General features: G+C 71.3%; 11 protein-coding genes. 5 read left to right on the forward strand and 6 right to left on the reverse strand.

Going from position 1 to position 14055, the window contains the following annotated elements; all coding sequences use genetic code 11:
- Nucleotides 1-55 precede the first annotated feature (55 nt).
- Entirely contained in the window at nucleotides 56-1501 is a 1446-nt protein-coding gene (locus B9S64_RS23790; RefSeq protein ID WP_203631273.1) for an ATP-binding protein, read from the forward strand.
- 65 nt (nucleotides 1502-1566) lie between these two features.
- Here B9S64_RS23790 and B9S64_RS23795 read toward each other — a convergent pair whose 3' ends face one another.
- Nucleotides 1567-2187: a YceI family protein gene (locus tag B9S64_RS23795; protein WP_103490467.1), complete on the reverse strand. Its 621-nt coding sequence runs from the start codon at nucleotides 2185-2187 to the stop codon at nucleotides 1567-1569.
- A 271-nt stretch (nucleotides 2188-2458) separates the two neighbouring features.
- Here B9S64_RS23795 and B9S64_RS23800 point away from each other — a divergent pair, with 271 nt between their 5' ends.
- A complete protein-coding gene (locus B9S64_RS23800; protein ID WP_103490468.1) occupies nucleotides 2459-3016 on the forward strand; it encodes a hypothetical protein in 558 nt (185 codons plus the stop codon).
- A 127-nt stretch (nucleotides 3017-3143) separates the two neighbouring features.
- On the opposite strand, the gene B9S64_RS23805 is transcribed toward B9S64_RS23800, so the two are convergent.
- Both B9S64_RS23805 and B9S64_RS23810 read right to left on the reverse strand, forming a co-directional pair.
- On the reverse strand, nucleotides 3144-4466 hold the full coding sequence (locus tag B9S64_RS23805; RefSeq protein ID WP_103490469.1) for an amidohydrolase family protein: 1323 nt from the start codon (nucleotides 4464-4466) through the stop codon (nucleotides 3144-3146).
- Between the two features lie 174 nt (nucleotides 4467-4640).
- Nucleotides 4641-5852 carry a glycoside hydrolase family 64 protein gene (locus B9S64_RS23810; RefSeq protein ID WP_181012228.1) on the reverse strand — a complete coding sequence of 404 codons (1212 nt, stop codon included), beginning with the start codon at nucleotides 5850-5852 and terminating at the stop codon, nucleotides 4641-4643.
- Between the two features lie 364 nt (nucleotides 5853-6216).
- Here B9S64_RS23810 and B9S64_RS23815 point away from each other — a divergent pair, with 364 nt between their 5' ends.
- The 3 genes from B9S64_RS23815 (at nucleotide 6217) to B9S64_RS23825 (ending at nucleotide 12231) form a co-directional block, all read left to right on the forward strand.
- Entirely contained in the window at nucleotides 6217-10089 is a 3873-nt protein-coding gene (locus B9S64_RS23815; RefSeq protein WP_103490471.1) for an endo-alpha-N-acetylgalactosaminidase family protein, read from the forward strand.
- A gap of 291 nt (nucleotides 10090-10380) precedes the next feature.
- Nucleotides 10381-11964 (forward strand): acyl-CoA carboxylase subunit beta, encoded by a 1584-nt coding sequence (locus tag B9S64_RS23820; RefSeq protein ID WP_103490472.1) that lies wholly within the window; start codon nucleotides 10381-10383, stop codon nucleotides 11962-11964.
- Nucleotides 11965-12027: 63 nt separating this feature from the next.
- Nucleotides 12028-12231, forward strand: coding sequence for an acyl-CoA carboxylase subunit epsilon (locus B9S64_RS23825; protein WP_103490473.1), 204 nt, complete (start codon nucleotides 12028-12030; stop codon nucleotides 12229-12231).
- A 95-nt stretch (nucleotides 12232-12326) separates the two neighbouring features.
- Here the strand turns inward: B9S64_RS23825 and B9S64_RS23830 are convergent, their stop codons facing one another.
- The 3 genes from B9S64_RS23830 to B9S64_RS23840 all read right to left on the reverse strand — a co-directional run bounded on the left by B9S64_RS23830 (nucleotide 12327) and on the right by B9S64_RS23840 (nucleotide 14052).
- On the reverse strand, nucleotides 12327-12908 hold the full coding sequence (locus B9S64_RS23830; RefSeq protein ID WP_014048542.1) for an ATP/GTP-binding protein: 582 nt from the start codon (nucleotides 12906-12908) through the stop codon (nucleotides 12327-12329).
- Nucleotides 12889-13548, reverse strand: coding sequence for a DUF742 domain-containing protein (locus B9S64_RS23835; protein ID WP_103492052.1), 660 nt, complete (start codon nucleotides 13546-13548; stop codon nucleotides 12889-12891). Before B9S64_RS23835 ends, B9S64_RS23830 begins: the two co-directional genes overlap by 20 nt.
- 90 nt (nucleotides 13549-13638) lie before the next feature.
- A complete protein-coding gene (locus B9S64_RS23840; protein ID WP_006127847.1) occupies nucleotides 13639-14052 on the reverse strand; it encodes a roadblock/LC7 domain-containing protein in 414 nt (137 codons plus the stop codon).
- Nucleotides 14053-14055 lie beyond the last annotated feature (3 nt).

The raw sequence follows: 14055 nt of genomic DNA on the forward strand, positions 1-14055 counted from the left end.
GCCGGTGATGCCTGTGAGTATCCATCCGCCCCGGACCTTCATCAGGCCGACGGACATGTTCGACCGCGAGTGGGAGTGGAGCGAGCTCACCGCGTTCGCCGCCGACGCGGGGAGGGAGGCGACGCTCGCCGTGGTGTCGGGGCGGCGCAGGCAGGGGAAGTCGTTCCTGCTCGACTCGCTCGCCCGTGCCGCCGGGGGGTTCTACTTCTGCGCCTACGAGGCGACCGAAGCGGAGTCGCTGCGCCGCTTCGGCGAGGAGTTGGGCCAGTACACCCGCGCCGCCGCCCCGCTGCGCTTCGAGCGCTGGGAGAGCTGCATCGACGCGCTGCTGGCTCTCGGCCGGGAACGGCCGCTTCCGGTGGTGATCGACGAGTTCCCCTATCTGGCCCGTTCCACGCCGTCGCTCCCTTCCGTTCTCCAGGTCGCCTACGGCCCCCGCCGACCGGAGCGTCTCGAATCGCGGACGCGGTTGCTGCTGTGCGGCAGTTCCCTCGGATTCATGGGCGGGCTGCTCAGCGGGACGTCGCCGCTGCGCGGGAGGGCGAGCCTGGAACTGGTCGTGCACCCGCTCGACTTCCGGCAGGCCGCGGCGTTCTGGGGCATCGAGGACCCGCGCCTCGCGCTCCTCGTGCACAGCGTGGTGGGCGGGACTCCGGCCTACCGCCGGGAGTTCGTACGCGAGGACGTCCCCTCCGGGCCGGACGACTTCGACGCCTGGGTGTGCCGCACGGCTCTGTCACCACGGTCTCCGCTCTACCGCGAGGCGAGATACCTGCTGGCCGACGAGTCGGACCTGAGGGACCGCGCGCTGTACCACTCCGTGCTCGCCGCGCTCGCGTCCGGGAACGCCACGGCCGGCGGGATCGCCGGCTGCCTAGGGCGCCCCGCCGGTGACCTGACGCATCCGCTCACGGTGTTGCAGGACTGCGGCCTGGTGCGACGAGAGGTGGACGCCTTCCGGAGGAACCGCAGTGTCTACCGCGTTGCCGAGCCACTCATCGCCTTCGACCACGTGGTGTCCAGGACCACACGGGCACTGCTGGACCGGGGGCTCTCCGAACAGGTCTGGGAAAGCTCCCGGGAGCGGTTCCGCTCGGCCGTCGTCGGTCCGCACTTCGAGCAGCTCTGCCGGGAGTGGGTGTCGCACTTCGCGTCCCCGGAGACCTTCGGCGGGATGCCGATCGACGTCTCCTACGGAACGGTCCCCGACCCCGGATCACGTACCAGCCACGAGGTGGACGTGGTGGTCAGAGGGGCCGTCGGTCAGGACAGCGGTGTACTGCTGTCCCTCGGCGAGGCCAAGTGGGACCAGGTCATGGGCGAGAAGCACCTCGACCGGCTGCGGCGTATCGAGGCGCTGGTCGCCGCGCGGGGCCTGGACACTTCCGCCGTGCGGCTCGCCTGTTACAGCGGCGCCGGTTTCACCGAAGGGCTGCGTCGGGCCGAAGCGGCGGGGGATGTCGTCCTGGTCGATCTGCGACGGCTGTACCAGGGCGAATGAACACGCCGAGCGCCCGCGTCCCGCCCCCGTGGGGCGGTGCGGGCGCTCGGGCGTCGTGCGGGGGATCAGGCCTGCGGGGCGGCCTTGATCGCGGAGATGTCGAAGTTCAGCTTGATCTTGTCGCCGACCAGCACGCCGCCGGTCTCCAGGGCCGCGTTGTAGGTCAGGCCCCAGTCGGAGCGCAGGATCACGGCGTTGCCCTCGAAGCCGACGCGCTGGTTGCCGTACGGGTCGGTGGCGGAGCCGTTGAACTCCAGGTCGATGGAGAGGGGGCGCGTGACGTCCTTGATGGTGAGGTCGCCCGTGATCCGGTACGTGTCGTCACCGAGCGCCTCCGTGGCCGTCGAACGGAACGTCATCAGGGGGAACTTCTCCGCGTCGAAGAAGTCGCCGCTCACCAGGTGCCCGTCACGGTCCGCGATGCCGGTGTCGACGCTGGCGATCTTGACGTCGATGGAGGCCGAGGAGCGGGACGGGTCGGAGCCGTCCAGCTTCAGGGTGCCCTCGTGCTCACCGAAGGAGCCGCGCACATTGGTCACCATGGCGTGGCGCACCGTGAAGCCGATGCTGCTGTGCGCCGGGTCGATCGCGTAGTCACCGGTCAGGGCGGCGAGCGCCGGGTCCACCGCGAGGGCGGCGGTGCTGGTGGTCGGGGCGTCGGCGTTCTTGCGGTTGAACAGAGCCATGGCTCCTCCTCGGGGGACGTGTACAGAGGGTGTGTACGGACGAGTGGCCGTCGAAGTTGTTGTTTAACCTTCAACGACACCGACTGTAGCCCACCTTTGTTCAACATTCAACATCCTTGACGGGGTGAATGTGGGCGCCGTGCGCCGATCGCCGCGACGGAGGCCTCCCGCCCTCTGGCGGACGCGCGTAGAACCGGGCAGGATCTCCCTGCCCGGCCCGTACGGCACGGCAGTGCACGTTCCGAATTGTCATGAGCAGGAGGAACCCCCCATGTCGCATCCCCCCGCGCCGAATCCCCTCACACCGGCCCGTCCCAGACTCCGCTCGGCCCTGACCGCCCTCGCCCTCGTCCTCGGCGTCCTGTTCGCACCCGGCGTCGGCGTCCTCGGTATCGGCGGTACGACCGAGGCCCACGCCGTCACCAAGCTGACCCACGCCCAGGCCACCTCCCGCTTCAGCTCCTCCGGGGTCACCTGGTCCTCGTCCGGCGGCTGCTCCAACCGCAACGTCTCGACCTGCACCTCCTTCGACCAGCTCAACCTGCCGACCGCCCAGGGCGCCCAGACGCTCAAGAGCGCCACGGGCTGCGCGCTCAACATCACCGGCGGCACCGAGACCGGCCACGCCAGCGGCACGTACTCGCACTGGAACGGCTACAAGCTCGACTTCGGCAAGAGCACCTGCCTGACCAACTACATCAAGAGCGCCTTCACCTACATCGGCCTGCGCGGCGACGGCGCGGCCCAGTACAAGTCCGCCTCCGGCAACGTCTACGCCGACGAGGGCAACCACTGGGACGTGACGTACTACAACTGCGGCGGCTGCTGACCCCGTACGTACGCGTGCCCCCCGTCCGGCGGGACGGGGGGCACGCTCATGTCACCGTGGGCCCGCGCACGGGGGGAGGGACACCGCCCGGCGGCTTGCACGCCGGCCGGGTATCCGGTCCCGGGGCTCAGGGGCAGAGGGCCGGCAGGGAACCGCCGCCGAAGAGGCCCGCACGGTCGACGGCGATCCGGCCCTCCTTCACCACGGCCAGGATGTGGCCGGGCTCGCCCAGCGAGGCGATGGCGGCGAGCGGATCGACGTCCGTGACCACCAGGTCGGCGGCCTTGCCCGCCTCCAGCGTGCCGGTGACGTCCGCGACCCCGCACAGCCGGGCGGCACCGCTGGTCCCGGCCACGATCGCGTCCATGGGCGTCAGCCCGGCGATCCGCACCAGCAGGCCCAGCTCCTCCAGGTTCCGGCCGTGACCGACGGCCAGCCCGCTGTCGGTGCCCATCGCGATCGGGACCCCGGCGGCGGCCGACCGGGCCACCGACTCCTGGGCGATCCGGTGCCAGCGCACGCCCTTCTCGTACGCCGAGGGAGAGGTGCGCGCCGGGTCGAGGTCCTGGGTCGTCTCCAGCAGCGTCGGCACGAGGTACTGGCCCCGGTCCACCATCTCCGCCCGCAGCTCCTCGTCCAGGGCGTAGCCGTGCTCGATGCTGGTGACACCCGAGCGGACGGCGGCCTCGATACCGGGCCGACCGATGGCGTGCGCGGCGACCGGCAGCCCGCCGTACGCCTCCGCCTCCTCCACGGCCGCCCGGATCATCTCCGGCCGCAGCCCCAGCCACTCGGGCCGGTCGTGCGGGGAGGTGACACCCCCGCTGGTGGCGAGCTTGACGCAGTCGGCGCCCGCCGCGACCAGGTCGCGTACCCGGGAACGCATGTCGTCCACGGAGCCGACCAGGCTGCGCGGGCTCTCCGGGAAGGTGACGGCGACCGCCAGCCCGTCGATGCCCCCGGCGAGGGTGAAGTCCGCGTGACCGGCCCGCTGGCTGAGCATGGTGACCGACACCAGCAGCCGGGGCCCGGGGATCCTGCGCTCCGCCACCGCCTGCCGGAACCCCGCGTCCAGGCCCATCAGGTCCCGGGCGGTGGTCACCCCGTTCTCCAGGGTGACGCGCAGCCGGTCCAGGACCTTCAGGGTGCGGTAGCTGGGCAGTTCGTAGAGGCCCTGGAGCGGGTTGCCGGCGGGGCCCGGCAGGGCGAAGTGCACATGGGCGTCGATGAAGCCGGGGCACACGGTCCGGCCGCCGAGGTCCACCCGGGCCGTCGGCGCGAGGTCCGAGGGGAGGGCGCTCGCGGGACCGGCCCAGCGGATCACCGCGTCCTCGATCAGGAGGGCGGCGTCCGGCACCGGGGGCCGCCCGCTGCCGTCGATCAGCCGCAGGCGGTGGAGGAGGGTCCGTGCGCCGGATGTCGGGGCGGGCGTCTCGTCGAGAGGGGGCATCCACCAACGATCCGCCACGCCCCCGGTGCCCGCAGGCCTGAGTGGGCCGGACGGGCACCGGCCGGCGCCCGGACCGCCCACCGCGCGTGGCGGACGGTCCGGGCGCCGGGTCAGAGGCCGACGCTCACCGTGGAGCGCCGGGTCAGGATCCGACGCTCACCGTGGAGCGCAGGATCAGGAGCCGACGCTCACCGTGAAGCGCCGGGGGTTGCCGTCGTTCGCCGCGCCCGACACGTCCGGCTCGCCGTCGGGCCGCACGTCGTCGTACGGGAACGCGTACCCGATGGGGGAGTTGGCGTGGACGACCCGCGACCAGTGGTTGGTCACCGCGCCCTGGTAGTAGTCCGACACCGAGGTGCCGTTCGGCTGCTGCGGGTGGCTGAGCATGATCGAGCGGTTGAAGCCCGCCGCGATCCTGGCCAGCAGGGCCTTCTTGTCGTCCGAGTCGTTCGGGTTGTTGGTGAAGGGGCCGTGGTTGCAGGTGAAGATGTCCTTCGAGGTGGGCTTGGAGAAGGTGTGCCCGCCCTCGAAGGTCAGCGTGTCGCCGCTGACCCGGCCCGCCAGCGTGCCCCGGCCGCCCTGGAGGTCGATCCGCAGGTCGGTGGAGCGGTACTTCTCCCAGACCTCGTCGATCTGTGCGGTGAACAGGTCCCGGAACGGCATCTCGTCGGGCCGGTCGAAGTACGGCGCCATCAGGTTCTGCGGGGAGACGACCCGGAGCACCTGGCCGTCCGCTCCCCGGCTGACCAGCTTGTCCCAGGGCTGCCCGTCGGCCGCGGCCTGCGCCGTGAGGTCGTCGGCGATGCGCTGCACGGCACCGTCCGGGAGCGGTGCCACGGTGTGGGTGGAGTCGCCCTCCAGGGTGAGGCCGATCGGCAGGGCGGTCACCAGGTCGACATAGCTGATGTTCGCGTACAACTGCTGCGGGTTGAAGGTGAATTCGGCGAACGACCAGGTGCGCCCGTAGTTCGGGTCGGTGGGCGTGGCGAAGGCCGGCTCGACCAGCGACGGACCCGGGTTCAGATAGAAGTCCAGCTTGTCGTCGCGTACGAAGTAGACCCGCGCCCCGTACATCTGAGGCAGCGTCAGTACGACGGGACCGGCGCCCGCGCCGTTCAGCGGGATGGCGCAGTCCACCGGCAGCGGGGTCTGCGGGGCGCCCGGCGACTCCGGGTGGTACACGCTGCCGTCGGCCCGCAGCAGCACCCAGCGGTCGGTGCCCTGCTCGTGGCCGGTGACGTACGCGTGCACCGTCCCGGGCAACGAACGGTTCTCCAGGGCCAGTTCGCAGGTGGTGGCCGCGGCCGAGGCGCGGGGGCTCAGGGCGCTGCCCCAGAGGGGATAGGTGAGCGCGGTCGCGGAGGCGGCGGCGCCGGTCAGGAACATTCTGCGCGAAATCACGGAGGTACTCCCGGGGTGTGGGGGCGGCAGACGGGGTCGGAGGGGAGGTCACACGGTGGGGGCCGTCTGCGGTGCGCACCACTCTCGCCATGTGCGCCTCAAGCGTCAAGAGTTATGACTGAGAGCGCTCTCAAGAGCAGGGTTTCTTCACAACTCGACGCCGCCACCCGGTACATGGCGGCCCCCGGTCCGCCGCCGCGCGCTCCGGGTGAACAGGAAACGAACCCGGTGGGTCCGGGAGCGGCCCCGGAGCGACTTGGACTAACGGGAACCGGTTGTTGGACTGGTAGGAGCTCGTGCGGCCAGGAACCGTTGACCTGCGGTCCGGAAGCGGGACTACTCGTTCCCCATGTCCCTCAGACTTCGTTCGGCGGCCCTGGCCGCCGCCTCCACCGCGGTCCTGGCCCTCGTGGGGACCGCCCTCCCCGCCACGGCCGCCGGACCACCGCCCGCCGCCGCGCCGACCGCGTCCGACCCGGCGGCCGGAGCCGTCCTCACCTCCGCCCAGCTCTCGGTCACCGTCGCCCGGGACTTCCCGCGGGTGCTCACCTACACCGACCGGGCAGGCGGCGCCCAGCTGTCCGGCTCCACCCGGCCGGTCACCTCCGTCACCCTCAACGGCACCGCGCACCCCGTGGAACTCAAGGGCGCGCCCTCCTTCACCGCCTCCGCCGCCCGCTACACCCTCGTCTTCCGCGACCTGCCGGGCGTGGAGATCGACGCCTCCCTCTCGGTCTCCGGACGCGTCACCACCTTCCGGGTGACGGCGGTCCGGGACACCGGGGCCTTCCGGGTCGGCACCCTCGACATCCCCGGGCACGACCTGATCTCCGTGGCGTCCACCGACACCGGCGCCGCCACCGCCTTCACCCGGCTCGATCCGGACTCCACGCGGACCGCCGACGTCTTCGCGAAGGTCACGGGCTCGACGCCCGCCGACAGCGCGCCCGTCGGCGCCTCGTACGCACTGGTCAACACCGGCTCCCTCGCGGCGGCCGTCGAGTCCAACGCCACCGAGGACAAGCCCTCGGGCGCCACCGCGGGCGACGGCGCCCGCTTCTGGCACCAGGCCCGCGGGACCGACGACGGCGGCGTCCGGGTCGGGGTGTGGTCCGGCCGGTGGACCTACCGCGGCGAGGGCGCCCCGAAGCCGGAGAGCGGGGAGAACCTGCCCTGGGCGAAGGTCGTCGTCACCCCCGACGCCAACGGCGACAGGACCGTCGACTGGCAGGACGGCGCGGTCGCCTTCCGGTCCATCGGCGTCACCGCGCCGGGCTCCGAGGACACCGCGAACCGGGTCGTCACCCACATCCCGTTCAACTTCGCCAGCCAGGCCACCCACCCCTTCCTGCGCACCCTCGACGACGTCAAGCGGATCTCCCTCGCGACGGACGGCCTGGGCCAGCTGGCGCTGCTCAAGGGCTACGGCTCCGAGGGCCACGACTCCGCCCACCCCGACTACGGCGGCAACTACAACAAGCGGGCCGGCGGGCTGAAGGACCTCAACACCCTGCTGAAGAAGGGCGAGAAGTGGGGCGCCACCTTCGGCGTCCACGTCAACGCCACCGAGGCCTACCCCGAGGCCAGGGCCTTCGACGAGAAGCTCGTCGACAAGAACTCCCCGGGCTGGAACTGGCTGAACCAGAGCTACTACATCGACCAGCGCCGCGACATCAACAGCGGGGACCTCGCCAAGCGCTTCCGGCAACTGCGCGACGAGACGGACGACAACCTCTCCTTCCTCTACATCGACGTCTACTACACGCACGGCTGGATCGCCGACACGACCCTGCGCACCGTCCAGGAACAGGGCTGGAACGTCGGCACCGAGTGGGCCGACAAGTTCGAACGCGGCTCGCTCTGGTCGCACTGGGCCAACGACCTCGACTACGGCGGGGCCACCAACAAGGGCCTGAACTCCAGGATCATCCGCTTCATCCGCAACAGTGAGAAGGACGTCTGGAACAACGACCCGGTCCTCGGCCAGAGCGCGCTCGTGGACTTCGAGGGCTGGACCGGCGAGACCGACTGGAACGCCTTCTCCGCCAACATCTGGGAGCGCGACCTCCCCGCCAAGTACCTCCAGCAGCAGCAGATCACCCGCTGGGACGGTGACGACATCACCTTCACCGGAGGACTGCGCGGCACGGTCGAGGACGGCGTACGGACGTTCTACGACCACGGCCGCACGGTCCTCAGGGGCGGCGACTACCTGCTGCCCTGGGACGGCGGCAAGAAGCTCTACCACTACAGCGAGGACGGCGGCACCAGCACCTGGGAGGTCCCCGGAACGGGCGCCTACACCGTGTACGAGCTGACCGACAACGGCCGGGAGAAGACCGGCACGGTCCGGCCCGTACGGGGGAAGATCACCCTCAAGGCGGCCGCCGGGCAGCCGTACGTCCTGTACCCGGGCGCGGCCCCGAAGGCCGCCGACCCGAAGTGGGGCGAGGCGACCCCCGTCGACGACCCCGGCTTCAACAGCCGGAAGCTCGGCGGCTGGTCGAAGACCGGCACCGTCACCCGGGACACCGACGCCCAGGGACGCAACAGCGCCAAGCTCTCCGGCACCAAGAAGGCGGCGCTCTCGCAGAAGATCACCGGACTGGAGCCCGGCGCCCGCTACACCGCCTCCGCGCTCATCGAGGTCCAGCCGGGCGAGACCCGGCACACCACACTCTCGGCCGGGGGCGCATCCGTCTCGGTGGACCGCTCCACGGTCAAGGACCAGGTCGCCGCCTCCGACTGGCACGGCACGTACTTCCAGCGGGCCAAGGTCAACTTCACCACTCCCGCGAACGGCCGCACCACCCTGCGCGTCGAGGCGGCGAAGGGCAGCGGCGCGACCGTGCGGGCCGATGACGTACGGATCGTCGCCAACGCCCCCACGACCAAGCGGAACACCGTCGTCCATGAGGACTTCGAGGACGTCGACCAGGGCTGGGGCCCCTTCCTCAAGGGCGACGCGGGCGGCTCCACCGACCCCCGTACCAGCATCTCGCAGTCGCACGCCCCCTACACCCAGGCCGGCTGGAACGGGAAGCTCGTGGACGACGTCCTCGGCGGCAAGGAGTCCCTCAAGTCCCACGAGGAGAACCAGGGCCTGGTCTACCGGACCGCCCCCTGGACCGTGCCGATGAGCGAAGGCCGCCGCTACCGGGTCGAGTTCGACTACCAGTCCAGCCACGCCGGGGCCTACGCCTGGGTCGACGGCTACGACCGGGCCGGGACAGGCTCCACCCCGAGCACCACGCAGACCCGGGCCACCCCCGTCGGGCAGCAGCGCGTCACCGGGCACTTCTCCGAGACCGTCACCGCCGGATGCGGTGACACCTGGACCGGACTGCGCAAGCTCGCGGGCGCGCCCGAGGGCGCCGACTTCGTCCTCGACGCGTTCACCGTGACCGATCTCGGCCCGGTCCCGGCAGCCGACCGGGCGGCCTGCGCCACGCTCTCCCTGGAAGCCGGGTCCCAGGCCCTGGAGCCCGGCACCGCCCACGAGGTGAAGGCCGCCTTCACCAACCACGAGCCGGTCGCGGTCAAGGGCGTCGGACTGGACCTCGACGTCCCCGAGGGCTGGACCGCCGAGCCCTCGGGCGCCCTCGCCTTCGACACGGTCGCCCCGGGCGCCGGGGTCACCGGCACCTGGCGGGTCACACCCCCCGCCGACGCGGAGTACCGCTCGTACGACCTCGCGGCCACCGCCTCGTACACGGTGGACGGCACCGCGCGCGGCCTGGAGGCGCGGAGCACCGTACGCACCCTGCCCCCGCCGCCCACCACCGACAGCTGGGCCGGAGACCTGGACTGGACGTCGGCCGAGAACGGCTGGGGGCCCGTCGAGCGGAACCGGTCCAACGGCGAGGCCGGCAGCGGCGACGGCACCGCGCTGACGATCGGCGGGGTGACCTACGAGAAGGGGCTCGGCACCCACGCCCCGGCGAGGATCCGCTACTACCTGGGCGGGCACTGCGCCTCCTTCACCGCCGAGGTCGGGGTGGACGACATCCAGGCCGCACGCGGTACGGTGCGGTTCTCCGTCGAGGCCGACGGGACGGAGAAGGCGCAGTCACCGGTGCTGACCGGGTCCGACCCGGCGTACGCGCTCCGGGCCGACGTCACCGGCGCGACGTACGTCGACCTGGTCGTCGGCGACGGCGGGGACGGCAACGGCAACGACCACGCGGACTGGGGTGACGCGCGCTTCCACTGCGGAGCGTGACCGTCCGAGGGTCCACAGACGCACGGGGCGGTGCCGTTCGCGGCGCCGCCCCTCCGCCGTCGCGGGGCGGGGCGATACCCCGCCCGGTGGATCCACGGCGTGGCGCGCGGGGCCCGATGTGCCGCACACCACATCGGCGGCTTTGTCGGAGCCCCACAACGAAAGAACGGCGTGAGCTGGCGGATGGGCTGCACGGCACCCGCCTTCTGTCAGGTGCCACCAGGAAACGGGGCAGGAGACTGTTCGGAGTGGACGGCGCGGATTCCATGGTCAGGTTCGTAGGGTCGGTGCATGACCGTTGTGGACGAAATCCCGGGCGAGCCGAGCGACACCCGTGGCCGGGTGGCCGAGCTGCTGGCGCTGCGCGAGCAGGCGCGGCGCGGACCGAGTGACCGGGCGACCGAGGCACAGCACGCCAAAGGCAAGCTGACGGCCCGGGAGCGCATCGAGCTGCTGCTGGACGCGGGTTCGTTCAAGGAGGTCGAGCAGCTGCGCCGGCACCGGGCGACCGGCTTCGGCCTGGAGGCCAAGAAGCCGTACACCGACGGTGTCATCACCGGCTGGGGCACGGTCGACGGCCGTACCGTCTTCGTCTACGCGCACGACTTCCGGATCTTCGGGGGAGCGCTGGGCGAGGCCCACGCCACCAAGATCCACAAGATCATGGACATGGCCATCTCGGCCGGTGCCCCGCTGGTCTCGCTCAACGACGGCGCCGGCGCCCGCATCCAGGAGGGCGTGAGCGCGCTCGCCGGATACGGCGGCATCTTCCAGCGCAACACCCGCGCCTCCGGGGTCATCCCGCAGATCAGCGTGATGCTCGGCCCGTGCGCGGGCGGGGCGGCCTACAGCCCGGCGCTCACGGACTTCGTGTTCATGGTCCGCGAGACCTCGCAGATGTTCATCACCGGCCCGGACGTCGTCAAGGCGGTCACCGGCGAGGAGATCACCCAGAACGGCCTCGGCGGCGCCGACGTGCACGCCGAGACCTCGGGCGTGGCGCACTTCGCGTACGACGACGAGGAGACCTGCATCGCCGAGGTCCGCTACCTCATCGGGATGCTGCCCTCCAACAACCGCGAGAACCCGCCCGTCGTCCCCAGCGACGACCCGGCCGACCGGCGCGGCGACGTCCTGCTGGACCTGGTCCCGGCCGACGGCAACCGGCCGTACGACATGCACAAGGTCATCGAGGAGCTCGTCGACGACGGCGACTTCCTGGAGGTCCACGAGCGCTGGGCCCGCAACATCGTGTGCGCCCTGGCCCGGCTCGACGGCCAGGTCGTCGGCATCGTGGCCAACCAGCCCCAGTCCCTGGCCGGTGTCCTGGACATCGAGGCGTCCGAGAAGGCCGCGCGATTCGTCCAGATGTGTGACGCCTTCAACATCCCGATCATCACTCTCCTGGACGTACCCGGCTTCCTGCCCGGCGTCGACCAGGAGCACGGTGGAATCATCCGGCACGGCGCCAAACTCCTGTACGCCTACTGCAACGCCACCGTGCCGAGGATCTCGCTCATCCTGCGCAAGGCGTACGGGGGCGCTTACATCGTCATGGACAGCCAGTCCATCGGCGCCGACCTCACCTACGCCTGGCCGACCAACGAGATCGCCGTCATGGGCGCCGAAGGCGCCGCCAACGTCATCTTCCGCCGCCAGATCGCCGACGCCGAGGACCCGGACGCCATGCGGGCCCGCATGGTCAAGGAGTACAAGGCCGAGCTGATGCACCCCTACTACGCCGCCGAGCGCGGACTGGTCGACGACGTCATCGACCCGGCCGAGACCCGCGAGGTCCTGATCGCCTCGCTCGCGATGCTCCGCACCAAGCACGCCGACCTGCCGTCCCGCAAGCACGGCAACCCCCCGCAGTAGGCCCGGCCGCCCGCGACGACCCCGCCCGCGTCCGCACCTCCTGCCCAGAAGACGGAGACACCCATGAGCGTCACCCCCGCCGAGTCCGTGCTGCGCGTCGAGAAGGGCCAGGCCGGCCCCGAGGAACTCGCCGCCATCACCGCCGTCCTGCTCGCCCGCGCCGCCGCGACGCCCGAGGCACCCGCCCGCCGCGGCCGCAGCACCGCCGGATGGCGCCGTCTGGAGCGCACCCCCGGCTTCCGCGCCCCGCACAGCTGGCAGGGCTGAGAACGGCCCCAGGGCCCCTCAGGGGCCCGGCACACCGCACGGCGAAGGCCCCCGTACTCGGAAGTACGGGGGCCTTCGCCGTGCGCGGCGGTCCCTCAGCGCAGCCGGGCCATCAGGGCGTGCTCGACCAGGGTGATCAGCGCGCTCTTGGCGTCGGCGCGGTGGCGGGCGTCCGTCGTCAGGATGGGGGTGTCCGGTCCGATCTGGAGGGCTTCGCGGACTTCGTCGGGGGTGTAGGGCTGGTGTCCGTCGAAGCCGTTGAGGGCGATGACGAAGGGGAGGCCGCTGTTCTCGAAGTAGTCGACGGCGGGGAAGCAGTCGGCGAGGCGGCGGGTGTCGACGAGGACGACGGCGCCGATGGCGCCGCGGACGAGGTCGTCCCACATGAACCAGAAGCGGTCCTGTCCGGGGGTTCCGAACAGGTAGAGGATCAGGTCCTGGTCCAGGGTGATGCGTCCGAAGTCCATGGCCACCGTGGTGGTGGTCTTGTCCCCGGTGTGGGTGAGGTCGTCGATGCCCGCGGACGCGGACGTCATCACGGCTTCGGTGCGCAGCGGGTTGATCTCCGAAACGGCACCGACAAACGTGGTCTTACCCACGCCGAAGCCCCCTGCCACCACGATCTTCGCCGAGGTAGTGGAGCGGGCCGCTCCGCCGCTAGAGCTTGCGAAGTCCACTGAGCACCCTTTCGAGCAGTGTCACATCTGGTTGGCCGCCGACGGCTTCGTCGCCGCCGGGCTGATGGATAGCGACGAGTCCGGCCTCGGCCAGGTCGGCGACGAGGATCCGGGCAACGCCGAGGGGGATCGAGAGCAGGGCCGAGATCTCGGCCACCGACTTGATCTCGATGCAGAGCCGGCAGATCCGCTGGTGCTCGGGCAACTGCCCTTGCAGCCGGGCGGGATCGGCCGTGGTACTGACCAGCGCCTCGATGGCGAGCTGGTAACGCGGCCGCGTCCGGCCGCCGGTCATGGCGTACGGACGGACCAGCGGGTTGTGCGAGGCGGGCTCCGGTGCCTGCCGCCCCACCGGCTCGACGCGCGCCGGCGGCGCGTCGTACCGCCGCGGTGGCTCCTGCCGGTACGGCCGGTGCTGCTGCCACCCGGAATCGGGCTGCTGCTGCGGCCAGTCGTCGTCCTGCGCGCGCCGGGCCTGCCGGGGCCCGACGCCCTGCCGGTGCGGCCCGCCGTACGGCTGGTACGGGTCACCGGGACCCTGTCCGCCGGGTACGGAGGGGGTGTCGAAACGGCTCTCGCCCTGGTGACCCGGAACGTGCCGACCACCCTCGAAAGGGTGTCCTCCTGCGGGTGTTGTCACGTTTCCTCCTCCGACCGACCGTCACCGTCCCAGTGGTGCCGCGTCACCGCACCTTATGGCGCGGTGACGAGAAACGCACTGTCCGTCTTGTTAGTTAAGAAGACTGCCCTGCAACTCCGCTCGGAGGTCGGGGGTCAGAACACTTCCCGCACGGTCCACGAGCAGGGCCATCTCGTACCCGACCAAGCCGATGTCGGCGTCCGGGTGGGCGAGGACGGCCAGCGAGGAACCGTCGGAGATGGACATGATGAAGAGGAATCCCCGCTCCATCTCCACCACGGTCTGGTTGACGGCGCCGCCCTCGAAGATCCGGGAGGCACCCGCCGTCAGCGACGTCAGACCGGAGGCCACGGCCGCCAGCTGGTCGGCGCGGTCGCGCGGGAAGCCTTCGGACATCGCCAGCAGGAGTCCGTCGGCGGAGACCACCACCGTGTGCGACACCCCGGGGGTGTTGTCCACGAAGTTGGTGATCAACCAGTTGAGATTCTGCGCCGCCTGGCTCATCGG

It is taken from the genome of Streptomyces sp. SM18, assembly GCF_002910775.2.
Classification (GTDB): domain Bacteria; phylum Actinomycetota; class Actinomycetes; order Streptomycetales; family Streptomycetaceae; genus Streptomyces; species Streptomyces halstedii.

Excerpts from the sequence above, each read along its gene's own strand:
- B9S64_RS23820 (WP_103490472.1), top strand. The coding sequence starts at position 10,381 with ATGACCGTTGTGGACGAAATCCCGGGCGAGCCGAGCGACACCCGTGGC.
- B9S64_RS23815 (WP_103490471.1), top strand. The coding sequence starts at position 6,217 with ATGTCCCTCAGACTTCGTTCGGCGGCCCTGGCCGCCGCCTCCACCGCG.
- B9S64_RS23790 (WP_203631273.1), top strand. The coding sequence starts at position 56 with ATGTTCGACCGCGAGTGGGAGTGGAGCGAGCTCACCGCGTTCGCCGCC.
- B9S64_RS23810 (WP_181012228.1), bottom strand. The coding sequence starts at position 5,852 with ATGTTCCTGACCGGCGCCGCCGCCTCCGCGACCGCGCTCACCTATCCC.
- B9S64_RS23795 (WP_103490467.1), bottom strand. The coding sequence starts at position 2,187 with ATGGCTCTGTTCAACCGCAAGAACGCCGACGCCCCGACCACCAGCACC.
- B9S64_RS23840 (WP_006127847.1), bottom strand. The coding sequence starts at position 14,052 with ATGAGCCAGGCGGCGCAGAATCTCAACTGGTTGATCACCAACTTCGTG.
- B9S64_RS23800 (WP_103490468.1), top strand. The coding sequence starts at position 2,459 with ATGTCGCATCCCCCCGCGCCGAATCCCCTCACACCGGCCCGTCCCAGA.
- B9S64_RS23805 (WP_103490469.1), bottom strand. The coding sequence starts at position 4,466 with ATGCCCCCTCTCGACGAGACGCCCGCCCCGACATCCGGCGCACGGACC.
- B9S64_RS23825 (WP_103490473.1), top strand. The coding sequence starts at position 12,028 with ATGAGCGTCACCCCCGCCGAGTCCGTGCTGCGCGTCGAGAAGGGCCAG.